Source organism: Palleronia rufa, assembly GCF_000743715.1.
GTDB lineage: Bacteria > Pseudomonadota > Alphaproteobacteria > Rhodobacterales > Rhodobacteraceae > Palleronia > Palleronia rufa.
Genome location: NZ_JQEY01000001.1, coordinates 165,017 through 186,026, shown reverse-complemented (window position 1 = coordinate 186,026; position 21,010 = coordinate 165,017). Strand labels below are relative to the sequence as shown.

Below are 21,010 nucleotides of genomic sequence, written 5' to 3'. Positions count from 1 at the left end.
CCGGGGAAGCCGTCCCGCGGCGGCCGTTCAATCCGTTCCGCGATAGGGCGGGACGTATTGCAGGCCCATGTCCCACGGGAAGAAGATCCAGGTGTCCTGGCTGACTTCGGTGACGAACGTGTCCACCTGGTCCCGTCCCATGGGCTTGGCGTAGACCGTGGCGAAATGGGCCTTTGGATAGAGCTGGCGGACCAGTTCCAGCGTGCGGCCCGAATCGACCAGATCGTCCACCACCAGGATCCCCGTGCCGTCGCGCATCATGTCGGCGTCTGGACTTTTCAGCACCTTTGCCGCCGATTGCGACTGGTGGTCGTAGCTTTTGACGCTGATCGTGTCGACGGTGCGGATGTCGAGCTCGCGGGCGACGATCATCGCCGGGGCCATGCCGCCGCGGGTGATCGCCACGACCGCGCGCCAGCCGCCGCCGCGCTCGCCCGCCTCGCCCTCCGGGCCCATCCCGTCGAGCCGCCAGGCCAGCGCGCGCGCGTCCCGGTGAAGCTGATCCCAGCTGACGTGGAAGCCTTTTTCGTGCGGCAGTCGGTCGGTCATCGCGGTCTCCTAATCCAGCGCCACCTTCAGGCCCAGGGCACCCAGTATGGCGCCCATGCCCCGGTCGGTCCACGTCTTGGCGCGCCCATAGGCGTCGCGCGCGCGGGCGAGGGAGAACACCCGCGCGACCAGCACGTACCACAGCGTCTCGACCCACAGGATGTTGACCAGGATGAGGGCGCGGTCGGCCGCATCGGCCGCGACGGGGACAAGGCCGACAAAGACCGCGCCGAAGAAGATCGCGGGCTTGGGGTTGGCCAGCTGCGTCGCCAGGCCGAGGCGGATCGCCGAAAGGGTGTGGCGCGGCGCGGCGCCGGGGGCGACGCGGGGCAGGGGGTCCGGCGCATGGCGCCACATGCCGATCCCCAGCCACACCAGAAACAGCCCGCCGGCCAGCTTCAGCCCCAGAAAGAGCGGCGGCAGCAGCTCGAACAGCAGCGCAAGGCCCGCCAGCGCCGCAAAGGCCCAGAGCGCCGCGCCGATGCCGAAGCCCAGTGCCAGCCCGCAGGCGGCGCGGAACCCCTCGGACGCGGCGGTGCGGATCGACAGAACGAAGGACGGGCCGGGGCTGATCGCGGCCAGCAGATGCGCCAGCGCCACCCCGATGAAGGCCGCCGCGCTCATGGCCGGTCCAGCAGCAGGCGCAGGCCCAGAAGCCCCAGGATCCCGCCGGCGATCCGGTCGAGCAGCGGTTTCGACTCCAGATAGGCCGCGCGCGCGGCACCGTGGGACAGGATCAGCGCGACGGCACCGTAGAACAGGATCTCCACCGCCAGATGGTTCGCCACGATCAGCGCCATCTCCGCCGGACCCAGCCCGGCGGGAAAGATCACGACCAGCACCGCGGCGGCAAAGAGGGCCGACTTGGGATTGGCCAGGTTGATCGCCAGCCCGCGCAGCACCGCCCGGCCGGGCGCCACGCCCGCGCCGGGACCGACGGGCGCATCCGCGCCCCGCCAGATGGTCCAGGCGATCCAGATCAGATACAGCGCCCCGACGATCCGCAGCGCGCCATAGAGCCACGGCACCAGCGCGAAAAGCTGCCCCAGCCCCAGAAGCGCCAGCCCGGTCCAGGCCGCCGCCATCGCGCCCAGCCCGACCCCGGTGAGGATCCCGGCCGCGCGCCCCTCGGCCAGGGATACCCTCAGCGCGTGGAGCAGCGCCGGGCCGGGGGACGCCATCGCCGCCGCCAGCGCGGCGTTGAACGCGAGGAGATCCGCAGGCTCCACGCCTCAGTCCTTGGTGATGTCCGGCGCGTCGGGGTTCTTCATGCCGATGACGTGGTATCCCGCGTCGACATGCATGACCTCGCCGGTCACGGCGCTGCCCAGGTCCGACAGCAGGAACAGCGCCGCCTTGCCCACCTCGTCCTGGGTCACGCTGCGCCGCAGCGGAGAGTTGTACTCGTTCCACTTCATGATGTAGCGGAAATCGCCGATGCCAGAGGCCGCCAGCGTCTTGATCGTGCCGGCGCTGATCGCGTTCACCCGGATCCCGTCGCGTCCCAGATCCTCGGCCATGTAGCGCACCGATGCCTCCAGAGCGGCCTTTGCCACGCCCATGACGTTGTAATGCGGCATCACCCGTTCGGAGCCGTAGTAGGTCAGCGTCAGGGCCGATCCGCCCTTTTCCATCAGCTTTTCCGCGCGCTGCATGACGGCGGTGAAGGAATAGCAGGAGATGTCCAGGCTCATGCGGAAGTTTTCCTGGCTGGTGTCCACGTACCGGCCGCGCAATTCGGACTTGTCCGAAAACCCGATGGCGTGAACCACGAAGTCGATGGTGCCCCAACGGCTCCCGACCTCCGCGAAGAGCGCGTCGAGGCTGTCCATCTCGGCCACGTTGCACTCGACCATGAAATCCGAACCCAGCTGCCCGGCCAGCGGGCCGACGCGTTTTTTCAGCGCCTCGCCCTGGTAGGAGAACGCCAGCTCCGCGCCCTCCGCCGCCAGCGCCTTGGCGATGCCCCAGGCGATGGACTTGTCGTTGGCCAATCCCATGATGAGACCGCGCTTGCCCGCCATCAAACCCGCCATCGCCGTGCCCCGCCCATGCTGTTCTGACTTGCGCCGRCTTTAGGCCATTGTTCTAGCTGCATCAAGACACCCAAAGGAGGCCGCCCCGTGACCGACACTGCCAGCATCTTCGGCGCATCCGACCCGATCGCGCTGGTCCGCGACTGGCTGGACCAGGCCGCGCGCACGGAGCCCAACGATCCCAACGCGATGGCGCTGGCCACGGTGGATGCCGACGGCCGGCCGAACGTGCGCATCGTGCTTCTGAAGGAGATCGAGGACGCGGCCTTCGTTTTCTACACCAATTACGACAGCGCCAAGGGGCGGGAAATCGCCGCCACCGGCAGCGCCGCCTTCTGCCTGCACTGGAAGTCCCTGCGCCGCCAGGTCCGGGTGCGCGGCGACGTCACCCGCGAGGACGGCGCCCAGGCCGACGCCTACTATGCCTCGCGCGGGATCGGCTCGCGGCTGGGGGCCTGGGCCTCGGCCCAGTCGCGCCCCCTTGCCGACCGCGCCACGCTGGAGGCGCGCGTCGCGGACGTCCGCGCGCGGTTCGGCGACGCCCCGCCGCGGCCGCCCTTCTGGGGCGGCTTCCGCGTCGCCCCCCGTGAGATCGAGTTCTGGCAGGACGGTGAGAACCGCCTTCACGACCGTGAATTATGGGTCAAAAGGATAGGTGGCGGCGCATGGGATGTAAAAAGACTTTCTCCCTGACGCAATATGTCATACAACGTTAACACACTGGATCCTGCGGGGGGTGGCTGTTTTGCTTGGGCGCGCCCGGGATCTATCCGATGAAACGACAGGCGGGAGGTCCCGCAGGGGTCACACCATGTCTGATGCAGCCGAAATCCAGGACGACATCGTTGCGGGCGTCGTGAAATGGTTCGACACGGCCAAGGGCTTCGGATTCGTGGTCTCTCCCGATGCGGACCGGGACATTCTGCTCCATGCCAACGTTCTGCGGAACTTCGGCCAGAACAGCATCGCCGACGGCAGCCGGATCGCGCTCAGGGTCGTCCACACGGCCCGCGGCATCCAGGCCAAGGAGGTTCTGTCGGTCGCGCCGCCGGACCTGGACGCGCTGGCCGACCAGCAGCGCGAAGCCCTGCCCTTCGACGACACGCTCGTCGGCGGCGATCTGGAGCCGGCGCGCGTCAAGTGGTTCGACCGCGCCAAGGGGTTCGGCTTTGCCAATGTCTTCGGCTTGAACGAGGACGTGTTCATCCATATCGAGATCCTGCGCCGGTCCTCCCTGGCCAATCTGCAACCCGGAGAGGCCGTCGCCATCCGGGTCGCCCAGGGCGAGCGCGGCCGGCTGGCAACACAGGTGACCGTATGGGAAAGCGCGATCGACGATCAGGCAGAGCTTCGCAGCCGCGCGGCAAGCGGCTGGCGCCTGCGCGAGGAAGCCGCGGAATAATACTTGCCGCGCTGGTCTGGTTCGGGCTGGCCGCCCCGCTCTGGGCGGCCTGCGCGCCGGACGTCGCGGAATTGCGCGGCGACTGGGGGCAGGCGCGGTTCGCGGTGTCGGTCATGGACGACCCCGAAGAGCGCGCCCGGGGTCTGATGTTCGTCGAGGATCTGGCCCCCATGACGGGGATGCTGTTCATCTACGATCGCCCCCAGCCGGTCAGCTTCTGGATGCGCAACACGCTGATCCCGCTCGACATGCTGTTTCTCGACGCGACCGGCACCGTGCGCCGCATCCATGAGAACGCCGTGCCGCTGGACGAGACCCCGATCCCCGGCGGCGACGACATTCTGGCGGTGCTGGAGATCAACGGCGGCATGTCCGGCCGCCTGGGGATCGAGGAGGGCAGCGTGCTGCGCCACCCCGATCTGCCGCAGGACCAGGCCGCCTGGCCCTGCGAATGATCCTTTATCCCTGCGCGCCCCCGGTCTAAGGAAGGGCCAGTCGGGGCGTGGCGCAGCCTGGTAGCGCATCTGCTTTGGGAGCAGAGGGTCGGAGGTTCGAATCCTCTCGCCCCGACCACCGGCCACTTCCCACCACATGTTGTATGATTTCCCGTGTCCAGCGCCATTTCTGGTCCGCGCACCCGCGACAGGTCTTAACAAAGGGTTAATACTCACAGGCCTCCACAGGATGTGGAGAGCGCAGATTCGGCGCTCATCAATCGGATAAGCCTCACCTTTTCGGCGACCGCGCTATGGGGCGGGATTCGCCCGGAACCCGTCAAGAAAAAACACCGGGGGAGAACGTTAAAAATGCGTTGAATCCGGGGCTGACTCACGTCAGGTTGTGTGCACAAACCGAAGACCCACTAAATCTGGTATCGTGATCGACACCCGCCGCAAGCGGTGTGTTCCATCGCGACCCGCGAAGGGGGTCGTCGGAGAAACACGGCGAGGGCAGGGCACCACATGAAAATCGAGCGCAAATTCACCAGGGCCGGACAGGACGCCTATGCGGACCTGGAATTCACCACCACGGTGAGCGAGATCCGCAACCCCGACGGCACGACCGTGTTCCGCAACGACGCCGTCGAGGTGCCGCGGACCTGGAGCCAGGTGGCCAGCGACGTCATCGCCCAGAAATATTTCCGCAAGGCCGGCGTTCCCGCCAGACTCAAGCGCGTCAAGGAAAAGGGCGTGCCCGAATTCCTGTGGCGTTCGGTGGCCGACGGCGATTGCGACCGGGTGGGCGAAAGCTCGGCCCGGCAGGTGTTCGACCGGCTTGCCGGCGCCTGGACCTACTGGGGCTGGAAGGGCGGCTATTTCTCCACCCCCGAGGACGCGCAGGCCTATATGGACGAGATGCGCTTCATGCTGGCCACCCAGAAGGCCGCGCCCAACAGCCCGCAGTGGTTCAACACCGGCCTGCACTGGGCCTACGGGATCGACGGCCCCAGCCAGGGGCATTTCTACGTGGACTGGCAGACCGGCAAGCTGACCGCCTCGAAATCCGCCTATGAGCACCCCCAGCCCCATGCCTGCTTCATCCAGTCCGTCTCTGACGATCTGGTGAACGATGGCGGCATAATGGACCTCTGGGTGCGCGAGGCGCGGCTCTTCAAATACGGCTCCGGCACCGGATCGAACTTCAGCCATCTGCGCGCGGAGGGAGAGGCGCTGTCGGGCGGCGGCAGGTCCTCCGGCCTGATGGGGTTCCTCAAGATCGGCGACCGCGCGGCGGGGGCGATCAAGTCCGGCGGCACCACGCGCCGTGCCGCCAAGATGGTGATCTGCGACGCCGACCACCCCGACATCGAGACCTTCATCAACTGGAAGGTCATCGAGGAGCAGAAGGTGGCGAGCCTCGTCGCCGGCTCCAAGGCCCATGAGCGTGAACTCAACGGCATCTTCGCCGCCATCTCCCAGTGGGACGGCCGTGCGAAGGACGCCACAGACCCCAAGGTGAACCCGGCCCTGAAGGCGGCGGTGAAATCCGCCAAGACGGCGGCGATCCCGGAAACCTACGTCAAGCGCGTGCTCGACTACGCGCGCCAGGGCTATACCTCCATCGAGTTTCCGACCTATGACACCGACTGGGATTCCGAAGCCTATTCAAGCGTTTCCGGTCAGAACTCAAACAACTCCATCCGCGTGACCGACGCCTTCCTCAAGGCGGTGCGCGAGGATGCCGACTGGGAGCTGATCCGCCGCACCGACGGCAAGGTCGCCAAGACCGTCAAGGCCCGCGACCTCTGGGAGCAGGTCGGCCACGCCGCCTGGGCCTGCGCCGATCCCGGCATCCAGTTCCACGATACCGTCAACGCCTGGCACACCTGCCCGGCGGACGGCGCGATCCGGGCCAGCAACCCGTGCTCTGAATACATGTTCCTGGACGACACGGCGTGCAACCTGGCGTCTCTCAACCTGCTGACCTTCCTCAAGGACGGCGTGTTCCAGGCAGAGGAGTACATGCACGCCGCGCGGCTGTGGACCGTCACGCTGGAGATCAGCGTGATGATGGCCCAGTTCCCCTCCAAGGAGATCGCCCAGCGGTCCTACGACTTCCGCACGCTCGGCCTCGGCTACGCCAATATTGGCGGCCTCCTGATGAACATGGGCTTCGGCTACGACAGCGATGAGGGCCGCGCACTCTGCGGTGCGCTGACCGCGCTGATGACCGGCGTCTCCTACGCCACCTCCGCGGAGATGGCCGGAGAGCTGGGCGCCTTCCCGGGCTACGACCGGAACGCCGACCACATGCTGCGCGTCATCCGCAACCACCGCACCGCCGCGCTGGGACAGGCGAAGGGCTATGAGGATCTGGCCGTGCCGCCGGTTCCGCTCGACTACGCGAACTGCCCCGACGCGCGGCTGGTCAAGCTTGCCGTCACCGCCTGGGACGAGGCGCTGTCGCTGGGAGAGACCCACGGCTACCGCAACGCGCAGGTTTCGGTCATCGCGCCCACCGGCACGATCGGTCTGGTGATGGATTGCGACACCACCGGGATCGAGCCGGACTTCGCCCTGGTGAAGTTCAAGAAGCTGGCGGGGGGCGGATATTTCAAGATCATCAATCGCTCCGTCCCGGCGGCACTGGAAAAGCTGGGCTACACCTCTGCCCAGATCCAGGAGATCATCGCCCATGCGGTGGGCCACGGCAGCCTTGGCAACGCGCCGGGGATCACCCACAGCGCCCTTGTCGGCCACGGCTTCGGCACGGCCCAGATCGACAAGATCGAGGCCGCGCTGCCCTCGGCCTTCGACATCCGCTTCGTCTTCAACCAGTGGACATTGGGAGAGGACTTCTGCACCGGCACCCTCGGCATTCCCGCCGCCCGGCTGAACGATCCGGCCTTCGACCTGCTGCGCCACCTGGGCTTCACCCGCGCCGAGATCGACGCCGCCAACGCCCATGTCTGCGGCACCATGACCCTGGAGGGCGCGCCGCATCTGGATCCGGTGCATTACAGCGTCTTCGACTGCGCCAACGCCTGCGGCAAGACCGGCAAGCGGTTCCTTTCCGTGGACAGCCACATCCACATGATGGCCGCCGCGCAGAGCTTCATCTCCGGCGCCATCTCCAAGACCATCAACATGCCCAATACGGCGACGGTCGAGGATTGCCAGAAGGCCTATGAGCTGTCCTGGTCGCTGGGCACCAAGGCCAACGCGCTCTACCGCGACGGCTCGAAACTGAGCCAGCCGCTGGCCTCCGCGCTGATCGAGGACGACGAGGAGGCAGAGGAGATCCTGGCCACCGGGTCGGCCACGGAAAAGGCCCAGGTGCTGGCCGAGAAGGTGATCGAGAAGATCGTGCTGAAGGAGGTCGCCAAGGCCCGCGAGAAACTGCCCGAGCGGCGCCGCGGCTACACCCAGAAGGCCATCGTCGGCGGCCACAAGGTCTATCTGCGCACCGGCGAATACCGCGACGGCACGTTGGGCGAGATCTTCATCGACATGCACAAGGAAGGTGCGGGTTTCCGCGCGATGATGAACAACTTCGCCATCGCGGTATCCGTGGGGCTGCAATACGGCGTGCCGCTGGAGGAGTTCGTGGACGCCTTCACCTTCACCCGGTTCGAACCGGCGGGGATGGTCCAGGGCAACGAGGCGATCAAGAACGCGACCTCGATCCTGGACTACATCTTCCGCGAGCTGGCCGTGTCCTACCTCGACCGCTCCGACCTGGCCCACGTCAAGCCGGAGGGAGAGAGCTTCGACGCCCTCGGCCGCGGCGAGGAAGAGGGCAAGCGCAACTTCCGCGACGTGCCCGCAAGCACCGGGTCGTCACCGCTCGACGTGCTGCGCCAGGTCGCCTCCACCGGCTATCTGCGCGGCCGTGCGCCAAAGGAGCTGGTGGTGATGCAGGGCGGGTTGTCCGAAACCGTGACCCTCACCCAGGCCGAGGCCGTCACCGTCCACACGCTGGAGGCCACGGCCACCGTCGACGCCCGCGCCAAGGCCCGGATGCAGGGCTACGAAGGCGACCCCTGCGGCGAATGCGGCAACTACACGCTGGTGCGCAACGGCACCTGCATGAAGTGCAACACCTGCGGCGGGACGTCGGGGTGCAGTTGAGGAATTGTTGGTTGGGGACCGATGTAGCCGCATCGGCCCCCAGCTCGTCCCAAGCTGATAGCGCAACTTGGGGCAAGGCGGTCCGCCTCTTTCGAGTCGACCCGAACATCTGGTCTCAGGAACGGGACGCCACATCAATAGACGCGCTAACAACGCACAGGAAATACATGGGTTATCCCCAGAGTGCCTGTGAATAGAAGGAGCCCACCATGGCTCGAACGAAAAACTCAGAAGTTACGAGTGCCAAGGCCGCTTCTGCGGCATCGAGAGTACTTCGCAACCCACGGTCCTGCGCAGCGGCTGAAACTGCAGCTGCGTCGGCTCTGACGCAACGGCCGAACAAGAAGAAGTAGGCCGCAACTGAACCGGGCCGGACCCGCGAATGCCTTCGGCATTCGCTCCGTCCGGTCCGCCGAACCGCAGGGCGGTTCGTCGGTCAAGGGGCGGGTGCGCTCGCCCTGGACGCGGAACGGGACGCAGGAAGAACACGTCACGGGCAGTCAACGACAGATCCCTCTCCGCGAAACTGGGGCCCCTCCGGGGGCCCTTATTCTTCCGCGCGATCGAAAACTGCACCTCTCGCTTCGAAGTCCGGTTTGCAGGAAACTCCTCGACCGACGGGATCGAAGCCGAGCCCGCCCCGTTCACCGCCATCCCGCCGCCCGAGCGCTGTCCGGCCTTGGCGGTCAGCAGTCCCGCCATTCCGACTGCGTGCGGACGGTCGCCCCTCGTGTCCCGCAGCGTCCCGGGTTCCCATGGACTGCCCAAAGTGTCCGGCGGATCCGGAAACCGGCAATCGGACAGCGCGGCTCAAGGGACGGAATCCCCGAACGGACAAAGCCAGGGCAAGTTTGACGCGATGCGCACAAAAAGGCGGGGGAATTGACGGGTCGTGTACGAAAAAGGGCCGTGCCGAGTCGAACCGGCGCCGGTTCGCGTCGCGGTCCCCAAAATCGGGCGGCCTTTATGGGGTCGCGGGCTAGACCTTCACCCAGGCCGCGTTGCGTTCGGCAGACACGACGCAGGCGCGGATGAACGCCATCCCCTCCAGCCCCGCCGCGATCCCGGGCAGATCGCCCATGGCATCCGCGGCGGGAATCCCGCTTCGCACCGCCCGGATCGCCCCGGCCGCCTCGCTGTAGAGCGTGGCGAACCCCTCAAGGTAGCCCTCCGGGTGGCCCGCCGGGACCCGGCTGACGGCCGCGGCCGCATCGCCCGCACCGGGTCCGCCCCTGACGATGCGGCGCGTCGCCTCGCCATGGTGCGTGACCCAGAGCACGTCCGGATCCTCCTGCGCCCAGGACAGCCCCCCGGTGTCGCCGTAGACCCGCAGCCGCAGACCGTTCTCGCAGCCCGGAGCGACCTGGCTGCACCACAGCATCCCCCGGGCACCCCCTTGGAATCGAAGCAGAACATGCGCGTTGTCGTCCAGGGTCCGCCTCGCCCCGAAGCTGGTGAGATCGGCGGCCAGTTCCGCGCCCCCCAGCCCGGTCACGAAGCGCGCCAGGTGATAGGCATGGGTGCCGATATCCGCGATCGCGCCGCCCGCGCCGGAACGGGCCGGGTCGATCCGCCACTGCGCCTGTTTCAGCCCCCGCGACTCGACCGCGTCGGTCAGCCAGGACTGGGCGTATTCCACCTGCACGATGCGCAGCGCGCCAAGTTCTCCCCTGGACACGGCCTGCCGCGCGTGCCGGATCATCGGATAGCCCGTGTAGGTGTGGGTCAGAACGAAGAGCGCGCCGCTGTCGGCCACCGCGCGGGCCATTACCTCGGCATCGGTCTGGCTCGCGGCCAGCGGCTTGTCGCAGATCACGTGGATCCCGTGGGCCAGGAACGCCTCTGCCGCGGGGGCGTGAACGTGGTTCGGGGTGACGATGGCGACCGCCTCTATCCCGTCCGCGCGCGCCGCTTCGGCCACGGCCATCTGCCGGAAGTCGTCATAGGTCCGTTCGGCCGGCAGCCCCAGAGCCGCACCGCTCTCGCGCGACTTCCCGGGCGTGGAGGACAGCGCGCCCGCCACCAGATCGAACCGCCCGTCGATCCGCGCGGCGATGCGGTGCACCGCGCCGATCATCGCGTCCTTGCCGCCGCCCACCATGCCCAGCCGTATCCGTGCGTCGCCCATTCCCTATCTCCCATCGACGCCGCATCCCGGGCCGGCGACTCGTCCCCGGACCATGACTACCGCAAAGACTGCGCGGGCCGTGAGGACTACCTGCACGGCGGCCCGGCGTTGACCGTTCCGGCGCGGCCCTCTAAGTCATCGGGAAGCGTGCGGCGGCGTCCGCCCGGGCAATCCGAAAGGCGATGCGATGGACGAACTTCTCAGGGGCTATCTTCCCATCCTGATCCTTCTGGGACTGGCCATCGGTCTGGGGCTGATCCTGATCCTGGCCGCGGCGATCCTGGCGGTGCGGCATCCCGACCCCGAAAAGGTGTCGGCCTACGAATGCGGCTTCAACGCCTTCGACGACGCCCGGATGAAGTTCGACGTGCGCTTCTATCTGGTGTCGATCCTGTTCATCATCTTCGATCTGGAAATCGCGTTCCTGTTCCCCTGGGCGGTGACCTTCGACGGCATGACCGACGTCGCCTTCTGGTCGATGATGGTGTTTCTGGCCGTGCTCACGGTCGGCTTCGCCTATGAGTGGAAAAAGGGCGCGCTGGAGTGGGAGTGATACCGCGCCGGTTCCCTCCGCGTCGCAGAGCTCCGGCCTGCATGGCGTGATCGCGATGCCGACGATCGGCGCCCGTGGTCCGGCCGTGGGCCAGAGGCGCGAGATCCGCGCGCGGGCATCTTGTCCCACGGCGTCCGTGGCGCCGTGGCGCGTTGACGATGGGCACCGGCGATAATAGGTGCAGTGCACGGGCCTCGGGACAGACCCGACCCGCCCGGCGATCCATCGAGAGGATTTCGACATGGCTGTGACACCCGGAGCAAGCCCCTACGGCGCCATCGCCGCGGGGCCGGACCGCGAGAATGCGACACAGACGCTGAACTCCGAGCTGACCGACAAGGGGTTCCTGCTCACCACCGCCGACGATCTGATCAACTGGGCGCGCACCGGCTCGCTCCACTGGATGACTTTCGGGCTGGCCTGCTGCGCGGTCGAGATGATGCACACCTCCATGCCGCGCTACGATGCCGAACGCTTCGGCGTCGCCCCCCGCGCCAGTCCGCGCCAGGCGGATGTGATGATCGTGGCCGGCACGCTGACCAACAAGATGGCCCCCGCGCTCCGCAAGGTCTACGACCAGATGCCGGAGCCGCGCTACGTGATCTCCATGGGGTCCTGCGCCAATGGCGGCGGCTACTACCACTACAGCTATTCGGTGGTGCGCGGCTGCGACCGCGTTGTGCCCGTCGACATCTACGTGCCCGGCTGCCCGCCGACGGCAGAGGCGTTGCTCTACGGGATCATGCAGCTTCAGCGCAAGATCCGCAGGACCGGCACCATCACCCGCTGAGGGGCGCCTTGCGCGACCGCCGCGGGGCACACAGACGACGAACCGACGGAGACATGCCATGGCCGACTCGGCGCTGACGGAACTGGGCGAGCACATCAAGGCCGCGCGCAACGATTGCGTGCTGGGCTTCGACATCGCGTTCGGCGAGCTGACGGTTGAGGTCGCGCTGTCGTCGCTGCCGACGCTTGTGGAGTACCTGCGCACCGACGGGACGTGCGGGTTTTCCACCCTGGTGGACATCACCGCCATCGACCACCCGGCGCGCGAGGCCCGCTTCGATCTGGTCTATCACTTCCTGTCGATGTACCAGAACCAGCGCATCCGCCTGAAGGCCCAGGTCCGAGAGGACGAGATGGCGCCGTCGATCACCCAGGTCCACCCCAGCGCCGGGTGGTTCGAGCGCGAGGTGTTCGACATGTTCGGCATCCTGTTCTCCGGCCATGCCGACCTGCGGCGCCTGCTGACCGACTACGGCTTCCGCGGTCATCCGCTGCGCAAGGATTTCCCGACCACCGGCTACACGGAGGTGCGCTATGACGAGACCGCCAAGCGCGTCGTCTATGAGCCCGTGGACCTGGTGCAGGAATACCGCCAGTTCGATTTCATGAGCCCCTGGGAAGGCGCCGAATACATCCTTCCGGGCGATGAGAAAGCGCCCAAGACGTGACCGTTGCCGCGCCCTCCCGGCGCCGCCGCGTTCGACGGGGTTCGGCGCGTGGTCCTTTGCATCCGGGCGCCAAAGGCTGGGATGACCTGGCTCCGCTCGCAGTTCCGGCCACATCCGGGCATCCATGTCGGGGTGCGCAAGGACGTCCACGACCGGGACACGATCCATCCGCCACATCTGCCCTGCTACACCGACGCGGCCGAAGAGGACGCCGAAGCGATGGAGACGGCGCCGATGCCTTGCCGGATCTGGCAACGCCTGCCCAGCGACCGGCGCCGGCGGCTGACCGATGCCCGCGGCCACCGGCAGATGTACCGCTCGGGCGGGGCGCACCGGCATCGCGCTTACCGGCGCTATCTGCTCCAGGGCTGGTCCGCCACAACCGCAGCCGCGACATCGCGGACGGCGGGGCCGCGGCCGATCTGGACGGTGCATTCCGGGCCGCGATCGAGAACGAGGCGGGTGGTCCGTTTCAGCGCAGTCATTGTGCGGGAACGCACGATGCGCTGGGCGTCATGGTGCCGCAAGAACGGATCCGGTGCTTGGTCCATCAGACGATCTTCGCAGCGACCAAGGCGGCGCGCCCTACGGACCTTCTGGGCGTCGCACCGCCGGACGCAGGCTTCGGTGACGTGGTGACCCCCGGTTCCGACGCGGGCACGCAGCCCGACCCGGCGCTGACGGAGCTGGTCACGGAGCGCCTGTCCCATGTCGACCGGATGGCGCGCGGCCGGTTTTCCGACACGGTGCCGCGGGGCGGGCGCAGGTCCGGCGCCGGAGGGGCCGAGGCAAGGATCGGAGTGAGCGGATGATGGGATCGATGGGCGGCGGCGGAATGATCACGGGGTTTTTGTTCATGGCCGTGCTGCTGGTGGTGCCGTTCTGGCGCATCCTGCCGCGGTTCGGCATCGCCAAGTGGTGGGCGCTGGTGGCGATCCTGCCGGTTGGCGCGCTGATCCTGCTGTGGATCGTCGCCTTCCGCGACGCCGTCGAGCGCGAGTCCTGACGTGGCCAGTCGCCGCGTTGCGCGGCGCGGCCCGATCGGCGATGATGGGGCGCGCCCGACGCAGATAAAGACCGCCCCCGCGGGCACATGGAACCGAGGTCCAAGACGATGATGGATGGCACGCAGTTCGACGACGCCCAGACGGACGAGCAGAAGATCCGTAACTTCAACATCAACTTCGGCCCGCAACACCCTGCGGCGCATGGAGTTCTGCGGCTGGTCCTGGAGCTGGACGGAGAGATCGTGGAACGCTGCGATCCGCATATCGGTCTGCTTCACCGCGGTACCGAGAAGCTGATGGAGAGTCGCACCTATCTCCAGAACCTGCCCTATCTCGACCGGCTGGATTACGTCGCGCCCATGAACCAGGAACACGCCTGGTGCCTGGCCATCGAAAAGCTGACCGGTACGGAAGTGCCGCGCCGGGGCCAGCTGATCCGGGTCCTGTTCTGCGAGATCGGGCGCATCCTGAGCCACCTTCTGAACGTGACCACCCAGGCCATGGATGTGGGCGCGCTGACCCCGCCGCTCTGGGGCTTCGAGGAGCGCGAGAAGCTGATGGGCTTCTACGACGACGCCTGCGGCGCGCGGCTCCACGCGAACTACTTCCGTCCCGGCGGGGTGCATCAGGACCTGCCGCCCACGCTGCTGGACAAGATCGACGCGTGGTTCGACCCGTTCCTGGCCGTGGTGGACGACATCGACGGTCTCATAACCGACAACCGGATCTTCAAGCAGCGCAACGTCGATATCGGTGTGGTGGACGAACAGATCATCCAGGACTGGGGATTCTCGGGCGTGATGGTCCGCGGGTCCGGTTTCGCCTGGGACCTGCGCCGCGCCCAGCCCTACGAATGCTACGACGAAATGGAGTTCCAGATTCCCGTCGGCAAGAACGGCGACTGCTACGACCGCTACCTTGTCCGCATGGCGGAGATGCGCGAATCGGTCAAGATCATGCGCCAGTGCGTCGAGAAGCTGCGCGCGGAGCCTGGACCGGTAATGCACCGCGGCAAGCTGTCACCGCCCACCCGGGCCGACATGAAGACCTCCATGGAGGCGCTGATCCATCACTTCAAGCTCTACACCGAAGGGTTTCACGTGCCCGCCGGAGAGGTCTACGCGGCGGTCGAGGCCCCGAAGGGCGAGTTCGGCGTGTTCATGGTGTCCGACGGGTCCAACAAACCGTACCGCGCGAAGCTGCGCGCGCCGGGTTATCTGCATCTGCAGGCGATGGACCACATCACCAAGGGCCACCAGCTGGCCGACGTGTCGGCGATCATCGGCACCCTGGACGTGGTGTTCGGTGAGATCGACAGGTGACACGTGAATTTGCGATCCGAATAGTTTTCGGATTGTGGATTTATATAGTGGTTGGGGCTGCCTACGGCTTTCTCATCCAGCCTGTTTTGGTAGCGGCAGCAGTGGTTGGTGCAATCGCGGCTCTAGCCCTTCTTGCTGCCGTTCTAGATGATGACGTCGATTTCGACGCGGAACGGCCCAAAAGTGGCTTTAGAAAGAGAGGCTCTGGGCTCTACGTTCCGAGGAGTTTTGATGAAGGTGAAGTTGAAGCTGAAGTTAAAGATCAGCGTTCTTACTCAAAACCCGGGAAGATCACTCGAAGGGAAATCACCTTGATGGTGTTCTCCGCATTGGCCGCAGTTCTTGTAGAGGCTGCATTTGGGCTGTTAACAAAGACCGTAGCCTATCTTCTTCGAGGCCAATAGTTGGAGCTTGGCAGCGTCGCCTAATGACTGCGACTTCACCTCTGCCTGAGTTTTCGCTAGGTCGAACCCGACACGGACTGAAAGGGCCCGCCCATGCTTCGCCGCCTGCATCCCGACCAGCCCGACAGCTTCGCCTTCACCGAGGCCAACCAGAAATGGGCGGAGGCGCAGATCACCAAATACCCGGACGGGCGTCAGGCCAGCGCGATCATCCCGCTGCTGTGGCGCGCGCAGGAGCAGGAGGGGTGGCTGTCCCGGCCGGCCATGGAGCATGTGGCCGGCATGCTGGGGCTGGCCTACATCCGCGCGCTGGAAGTCGCGACCTTCTATTTCATGTTCCAGCTCCAGCCTGTGGGCAGCACTGCCCATGTGCAGATCTGCGGCACCACGTCGTGCATGATCTGCGGGGCCGAGGATCTGATAGCCGTCTGCAAGGAGCGCATCGCGCCGCGCGCGCATCAGCTGTCCGACGACGGCAAGTTCTCATGGGAAGAGGTCGAGTGCCTGGGCGCCTGCGCAAACGCCCCCATGGCCCAGATCGGCAAGGACTATTACGAGGACCTGACCGCCGAGAGCTTCGCGGAACTGCTGGACGCCATGGCCCGCGGCGAGGTTCCGCAACCGGGATCGCGGATCGGGCGCTTCGCGTCGGAGCCGGCCGGCGGGGTCACGTCGCTCCACAATGACAAGGTGAACGATCACAACGCCTCGGTCGCGCTGGCGCTGGATCTGGGCGACACGCTCAAGCGCATCGACGGGACGGAGGTGCCGTTCCGCGCGCCGTGGAATCCGGTGATGGATTCGGCCGCACGGGTGCCGCCGCCGGTCAACGACGACCTGATGCCGCCGAAGGGCGGCAACGACGGGCCCACCCCCGGCGCCCGGCCAGGCGCGGAAAGCCCCGTCACCGACAAGTCGCTGACCAAGCAGGAGACCGACGCCGACAATGCCGCCCGTCCCGATGAGGGCGGCGTGTCCGAGGGGCCGGACGAAAAGCCGATGACCGACCGGATGGAGGGCGCCGGCGAGAGCACGACCCCCAAGGGCGGCGCCGGCCGCGAAGGCTCGATTCATGCCGGCGACGGGCCGTCCGAGCACGACACCGATGCACGCGGATCCGGGGATGCGCGGCGCCCGCCGGACCGGACCGAGGGCCCCGCCGGGAAGGTGCTGTCCGAGGAAGCGGCTCAGGACCGGGCCTCCCGAGGCGCCTCCGGCGGCGCTGCCGCTCAGGACGCCGCATCTCCGGACGGCGACGCGCCGTCTAGGGGTGGCGATGTGGCTGATACAGGCGGATCGCGCGATCCGGTGAATGCCGCGGCTGCCGACGTCCCCGAGGGCGGCGAGGAAAGGCCTGCCGGGCTGGACGCCCCGCGTGCGGACGGGGCAGACGATCTGAAACGGATCAAGGGCGTCGGTCCGAAGCTGGCAGAGTCCCTGCACGACATGGGGATTTACCACCTCGACCAGATCGCAGCATGGCGCGCGGAAGAGCTGGCCTGGGTTGATCGCCACCTGGAAGGCTTCAAGGGACGGGCGCTGCGGGACGATTGGGTGGGGCAGGCAAAACTCCTGTCGCGCGAAGGGCAGACAAAAGACTGATTCGGCGCTACGTTCTTTCCTGAGGGGGCGGAAAAATCGCCCGGGATAGCAGGGATGGACCGATGCAAAGACAGACCCAGAGTTCTTTTCTGATGATCGCCGCGATAGCGGGGGGGATCACCTTCGTGGCCTTCGTGGCGATGATGGTGATGGGCGGGCTGACAGTGTCGCCGGCCTTTTTTCTTGCCATACTGGTGGGGCTGGCCGCAGCGATCGTGCTGTTTCTCGGCTTTCACCGCGGCGAAGAGCCGACGCCCGCCGATCTCAAGCCCTCGACCGACGGCAAGCTGGGGGATGTGACCCGCAAGCCCGGAACGGCCGGGCGCGACAACATCCCGGGCTTGCCGGACCGTGGGCGCGGCCACGACCACGCGGGCGGTGACGCACATGCCGGGGCGGGGGCGGTGCCCGGTGCCGCAGCGCGCGACGGAGCAGGCGCCGGCGGCGGGTCCGGTGCCACGGCCAAGGCCGGTGAGACGGCCAGGGAAGGAACCGACACCGGGTCGGTATCCGCCTCACCCGGGGATGGCGCCCCGGATCGGACCGCAGACAGCGATGCGGCACATGAGCGGCGGGAGGATGCAACGTCCGGTTCGGCGCAAGCCGGATCCGGCACCGATGCGTCTGACCGGCCCGCGGGCCCGTCCGGTGGAGCGCCCGTCTCTCCGGTGGCGCCGGGTGACGCGGCCTCCGATCTGCCGCGCGGTCCGGCGGATCCCGGCGCGCCGGTGGGCGGCGCTGCCCATGACGCGGATCGCGACGCGGCAGTGGGAACGGGGCGCGATCCCGCGGGCATGGACCCGACGGCGGGTGACGCGGCTGGCGGCGCCGCGGGGACGGGAGAGGCCGCAAGGGACCAGGAGCCGCGGTGGAAGTCGTCGCAGCTTGCCGGATCCGAAGAGCTGTCGGGCCGCAAGGGCGCCTGGCGCTACGACGCCGGGGGAGCGGGCGGCGATAGGGACCCGGCCGCGCCCGCCGCCGGCACCGTCGGCAAGGAGCCCGAGCGCCTGGACAGCGCCCGCGAAGGTGGGGCGGACGACCTCAAGAAGATCAAGGGCGTCGGACCGAAGCTGGAAAGCATGCTCCACGGGCTGGGCTTCTACCATTTCGACCAGATCGCGAATTGGTCCGAAGAGGAAGTCGCCTGGGTGGACGAGCATCTGGAAGGGTTCAACGGCCGCGTCAGCCGCGACGAATGGGTGAGCCAGGCCAAGATCCTCGCCGCCGGCGGCGAGACCGAGTTTTCCAACCGAAGCTGACGGCGGGTCCGGGGGCGGGGCGCCCGTCCCCGTCCGACACGGCAATGGTCACTCCAGGGGTTTCTCCAGGTAGATCCGGTCGAAGCCGCCTTCGGTCCGGCTATGCACCGGCGCGAAACCGAGATGCCGGTATATCGCCAGGTTGTCCGCCATCTTCGCGTTGGTGTAGAGCCGCACGCGGGGCAGGCCCAGGCGCCGGGCAACGGCTTCGCAATGGCGGATGAGTGTCGCGCCCAGCCCGCGTCCGGCCATGTCCGGGCGTACCGCGACATTGTCCAGCAGCATGACGCCCTCTTGCGGCCAGAACACCACGAAGCCGTGCAGGTCCCCATTCCCGGTCGCCACATAGACGTGACCGGCGGAGATTCGGGCGCCGTAATCCTCCGTCATCGGAGCCGGTTCGCGTCCGATGAGCGGGACGTACCGTTCGTAGGCCGATCGGGCGCAGGCCAGGACCGCCGCCGCATCCGTCATTCGTGCCGGTCTGATCATCGCCGGGATCCTCCGCGTGCCGGTCGAACTAGGCAATGCGTCCGCCAAGCGCGCAAGCCGGTCTGTTCCCCGCGCCGGATTCGTGATTGGTAGACCTATGAAGGATGATCTGGAAACCGCGAAACGGGCGCGCAACGTGGGCGTGGTCATCGCGCTGACGATGATCGGCTGGATGGGCGCGCAGCTTTTCGGCGCCTCCCTGGGCCTGCCGCCCCGACTTGTCTTCGTCTTCGACGCGATTGCCCTTCTGGTGTTCGTCTGGGCACTGGCCGCGACGTTTCGCATCTGGCAAAAGCGCAGGGACGAGCGCAAATAGCAGCAAATGATCAGCGACGGGGCCGACCACCATGCTCGATGACAAGGACCGCATCTTCACCAACCTCTACGGCATGGGGGACCGGACGCTTGCGGGCGCTAAGGCGCGCGGGCACTGGGACGGGACCGGCGATCTCATCAAGAGGGGCAAGGAGTGGATTGTCCAGGAGATGAAGGATTCCGGCCTGCGCGGGCGCGGCGGCGCGGGATTCCCGACCGGTCTCAAGTGGTCCTTCATGCCCAAGGAGTCGGACGGCCGCCCGTCCTACCTGGTCGTCAATGCCGACGAATCGGAGCCCGGCACCTGCAAGGACCGCGAGATCATGCGCCACGATCCGCACACCTTGATCGAGGGCTGCCTGATCGCGTCCTTCGCGATGGGGGCGCACGCGGCCTATATCTACATCCGAGGCGAGTATATCCGCGAAAAGGAAGCGTTCCAGCGCGCCCTGGACGAAGCCTATGACGACGGGCTTCTCGGCAAGAACGCCGCCGGGTCCGGTTGGGACTTCGACCTCTACATTACCCATGGCGCCGGTGCCTATATCTGCGGCGAGGAGACCGCCCTGCTGGAGAGCCTGGAGGGCAAGAAGGGGATGCCGCGTCTGAAGCCGCCGTTCCCGGCCGGCGCGGGGCTCTACGGATGTCCGACCACGGTGAACAACGTCGAATCCATCGCCGTCGTGCCGACGATCCTGCGGCGCGGCGCGTCCTGGTTCGCCGGATTTGGGCGCGAGAACAACCACGGCACCAAGATCTTTGCCATCTCCGGCCATGTGAACCGCCCCTGCGTGGTCGAAGAGGCCATGTCGATCCCCTTCGAGGAGCTGATCGACAAACATTGCGGCGGCATCCGGGGCGGTTGGGACAACCTCAAGGCCGTGGTGCCGGGGGGCTCTTCCGTGCCGTGCCTTCCGGGCAAGCTGATCCGTGAGGACGGGATCATGGATTTCGACTGGCTCAAGGAGAAAAAGTCGGGGCTGGGGACGGCGGCGGTCATCGTGATGGATCAGTCGGTGGACATGATCAAGGCGATCTGGCGCTTTGCGGCATTCTACAAGCACGAAAGCTGCGGCCAATGCACCCCGTGCCGCGAAGGAACGGGCTGGATGATGCGGGTCATGGAACGGCTGGTCCGCGGCGAGGCGGAGATCGAGGAGATCGACATGCTGCTCGACGTGACCAAGCAGGTCGAGGGGCACACGATCTGCGCGCTGGGCGATGCGGCGGCCTGGCCGATCCAGGGACTGATCCGCCACTTCCGCGATGAGATCGAGGACCGCATCACACACAAGCGCGCCGCCAGAAAGCCCGTTGCCGCGGAGTGATCCGGACCGTCCCACGGCGCGGAGCCGCGGCGGGCGGGAGGCGGGATTGTCGCGCAGCGCGCACCATGGCCCCGCGTCGGAATTGCGCGCAACGCGCAGGCTGTGTATCCGGGAGGCATGACGGCCCGATCGGGTCACTCCTCGGAGGTCGCTCTTGTCGCGCCTGATGCTCTTTGTGCTTGCCCTGTTTGCCGTGTCGGCCTGTGGACGCGTCCCCGTGCCGTCCTTGTCGGTCATGACCCGCGCCGTCCCGTCCGAGAGGCTGCCGTTCCAGACCAGGCTTCTGTCGGACCGCCGTTCGCCCGATCTTTCGGTCGCGGTGGACGCCAGGGGCGCCGGCCTGGATGCGGTGCGCGAGAGCGTCCGGTTCGAGGGCACGCGCTATTGCCTGCGGTCCTTCGGCAGTTCCCGGATTGACTGGATCGCCAGCCCCGCCGATCCGCGCGACTGGATCGCAACGGTGGACGCGCGCGGAAGACAGGTCTATTCCGGGCGCTGCGTGGGCCGCTGATCCTGCCGCGCGGCGCCGCCCCATTGCCGCGCGGCGCGAACGGTGCAGCGCCTACCGCGAATGGGACTGGCTAA

Annotated in this window: 22 protein-coding genes and 1 tRNA gene; 17 read left to right on the top strand and 6 right to left on the bottom strand. The window is 67.1% G+C overall.

The genetic code is table 11. The features are described 5' to 3' along the window. Nucleotides 1-27: 27 nt before the first annotated feature. Genes gpt through fabI form a run of 4 tightly spaced genes read right to left on the bottom strand, consistent with a single transcriptional unit; the run spans nt 28 to nt 2,585 of the window. Nucleotides 28-549, bottom strand: a complete 522-nt coding sequence (gene gpt, locus KW83_RS00850) for a xanthine phosphoribosyltransferase (RefSeq protein ID WP_036173182.1) — start codon at nt 547-549, stop codon at nt 28-30. Nucleotides 550-558: 9 nt separating this feature from the next. After that, nucleotides 559-1,173 (bottom strand): LysE family translocator, encoded by a 615-nt coding sequence (locus KW83_RS00845; protein WP_036173179.1) that lies wholly within the window; start codon nt 1,171-1,173, stop codon nt 559-561. Further along, entirely contained in the window at nt 1,170-1,778 is a 609-nt protein-coding gene (locus KW83_RS00840; RefSeq protein WP_036173176.1) for a LysE family translocator, read from the bottom strand. The genes KW83_RS00845 and KW83_RS00840 overlap by 4 nt, the downstream gene beginning before the upstream one ends. A gap of 3 nt (nt 1,779-1,781) precedes the next feature. After that, nucleotides 1,782-2,585 (bottom strand): enoyl-ACP reductase FabI, encoded by an 804-nt coding sequence (fabI, locus tag KW83_RS00835; RefSeq protein ID WP_036173173.1) that lies wholly within the window; start codon nt 2,583-2,585, stop codon nt 1,782-1,784. Between the two features lie 87 nt (nt 2,586-2,672). Between fabI and pdxH the strand changes: the two genes are divergently transcribed. The 5 genes from pdxH (at nt 2,673) to KW83_RS00810 (ending at nt 8,558) form a co-directional block, all read left to right on the top strand. After that, the gene (pdxH, locus tag KW83_RS00830) at nt 2,673-3,278 is read left to right on the top strand and encodes a pyridoxamine 5'-phosphate oxidase (protein ID WP_036173170.1); all 606 of its coding nucleotides are present in this window, start codon (nt 2,673-2,675) and stop codon (nt 3,276-3,278) included. 118 nt (nt 3,279-3,396) lie between these two features. Then, on the top strand, nt 3,397-3,987 hold the full coding sequence (locus KW83_RS00825) for a cold-shock protein (protein ID WP_051928082.1): 591 nt from the start codon (nt 3,397-3,399) through the stop codon (nt 3,985-3,987). After that, entirely contained in the window at nt 3,903-4,442 is a 540-nt protein-coding gene (locus KW83_RS00820; protein ID WP_081904391.1) for a DUF192 domain-containing protein, read from the top strand. The genes KW83_RS00825 and KW83_RS00820 overlap by 85 nt, the downstream gene beginning before the upstream one ends. 41 nt (nt 4,443-4,483) lie before the next feature. Continuing rightward, nucleotides 4,484-4,560: transfer RNA gene (locus KW83_RS00815), tRNA-Pro, on the top strand. Between the two features lie 389 nt (nt 4,561-4,949). Further along, nucleotides 4,950-8,558 carry a vitamin B12-dependent ribonucleotide reductase gene (locus KW83_RS00810; protein ID WP_036173168.1) on the top strand — a complete coding sequence of 1,203 codons (3,609 nt, stop codon included), beginning with the start codon at nt 4,950-4,952 and terminating at the stop codon, nt 8,556-8,558. A gap of 979 nt (nt 8,559-9,537) precedes the next feature. Here the strand turns inward: KW83_RS00810 and KW83_RS00800 are convergent. Further along, nucleotides 9,538-10,686, bottom strand: a complete 1,149-nt coding sequence (locus KW83_RS00800; RefSeq protein WP_200879638.1) for a Gfo/Idh/MocA family protein — start codon at nt 10,684-10,686, stop codon at nt 9,538-9,540. 187 nt (nt 10,687-10,873) lie between these two features. On the opposite strand from KW83_RS00800, the gene ndhC reads away from it, so the two are divergent. The 9 genes from ndhC (at nt 10,874) to KW83_RS21315 (ending at nt 18,290) form a co-directional block, all read left to right on the top strand. Then, the gene (gene ndhC, locus KW83_RS00795; protein WP_036173162.1) at nt 10,874-11,239 is read left to right on the top strand and encodes an NADH-quinone oxidoreductase subunit A; all 366 of its coding nucleotides are present in this window, start codon (nt 10,874-10,876) and stop codon (nt 11,237-11,239) included. Between the two features lie 241 nt (nt 11,240-11,480). After that, nucleotides 11,481-12,029: a NuoB/complex I 20 kDa subunit family protein gene (locus tag KW83_RS00790; RefSeq protein ID WP_036173159.1), complete on the top strand. Its 549-nt coding sequence runs from the start codon at nt 11,481-11,483 to the stop codon at nt 12,027-12,029. Nucleotides 12,030-12,087: 58 nt separating this feature from the next. Next, nucleotides 12,088-12,696 (top strand): NADH-quinone oxidoreductase subunit C, encoded by a 609-nt coding sequence (locus tag KW83_RS00785; protein WP_036173156.1) that lies wholly within the window; start codon nt 12,088-12,090, stop codon nt 12,694-12,696. Between the two features lie 542 nt (nt 12,697-13,238). Continuing rightward, nucleotides 13,239-13,508, top strand: a complete 270-nt coding sequence (locus tag KW83_RS00775; RefSeq protein ID WP_036173150.1) for a hypothetical protein — start codon at nt 13,239-13,241, stop codon at nt 13,506-13,508. After that, the gene (locus tag KW83_RS00770) at nt 13,505-13,702 is read left to right on the top strand and encodes a hypothetical protein (RefSeq protein ID WP_235191334.1); all 198 of its coding nucleotides are present in this window, start codon (nt 13,505-13,507) and stop codon (nt 13,700-13,702) included. The genes KW83_RS00775 and KW83_RS00770 overlap by 4 nt, the downstream gene beginning before the upstream one ends. A gap of 111 nt (nt 13,703-13,813) precedes the next feature. Beyond that, on the top strand, nt 13,814-15,025 hold the full coding sequence (locus KW83_RS00765) for an NADH-quinone oxidoreductase subunit D (RefSeq protein ID WP_200879649.1): 1,212 nt from the start codon (nt 13,814-13,816) through the stop codon (nt 15,023-15,025). Further along, entirely contained in the window at nt 15,022-15,429 is a 408-nt protein-coding gene (locus KW83_RS20345; protein WP_152563434.1) for a hypothetical protein, read from the top strand. Before KW83_RS00765 ends, KW83_RS20345 begins: the two co-directional genes overlap by 4 nt. Nucleotides 15,430-15,522: 93 nt before the next feature. Next, entirely contained in the window at nt 15,523-17,031 is a 1,509-nt protein-coding gene (gene nuoE / locus KW83_RS00760; RefSeq protein ID WP_036173147.1) for an NADH-quinone oxidoreductase subunit NuoE, read from the top strand. Nucleotides 17,032-17,093: 62 nt separating this feature from the next. Continuing rightward, nucleotides 17,094-18,290 carry a hypothetical protein gene (locus KW83_RS21315; protein ID WP_051928080.1) on the top strand — a complete coding sequence of 399 codons (1,197 nt, stop codon included), beginning with the start codon at nt 17,094-17,096 and terminating at the stop codon, nt 18,288-18,290. Nucleotides 18,291-18,338: 48 nt separating this feature from the next. On the opposite strand, the gene KW83_RS00750 is transcribed toward KW83_RS21315, so the two are convergent. Beyond that, nucleotides 18,339-18,782 (bottom strand): GNAT family N-acetyltransferase, encoded by a 444-nt coding sequence (locus KW83_RS00750; protein ID WP_036173144.1) that lies wholly within the window; start codon nt 18,780-18,782, stop codon nt 18,339-18,341. A gap of 97 nt (nt 18,783-18,879) precedes the next feature. On the opposite strand from KW83_RS00750, the gene KW83_RS00745 reads away from it, so the two are divergent. The 3 genes from KW83_RS00745 to KW83_RS00735 all read left to right on the top strand — a co-directional run bounded on the left by KW83_RS00745 (nt 18,880) and on the right by KW83_RS00735 (nt 20,936). Next, nucleotides 18,880-19,098 (top strand): DUF5337 domain-containing protein, encoded by a 219-nt coding sequence (locus KW83_RS00745; protein WP_036173129.1) that lies wholly within the window; start codon nt 18,880-18,882, stop codon nt 19,096-19,098. A 31-nt stretch (nt 19,099-19,129) separates the two neighbouring features. Beyond that, entirely contained in the window at nt 19,130-20,425 is a 1,296-nt protein-coding gene (gene nuoF, locus KW83_RS00740; RefSeq protein WP_036173126.1) for an NADH-quinone oxidoreductase subunit NuoF, read from the top strand. A gap of 154 nt (nt 20,426-20,579) precedes the next feature. Further along, a complete protein-coding gene (locus tag KW83_RS00735; RefSeq protein ID WP_036173123.1) occupies nt 20,580-20,936 on the top strand; it encodes a hypothetical protein in 357 nt (118 codons plus the stop codon). The last annotated feature ends 74 nt before the right edge of the window (nt 20,937-21,010 follow it).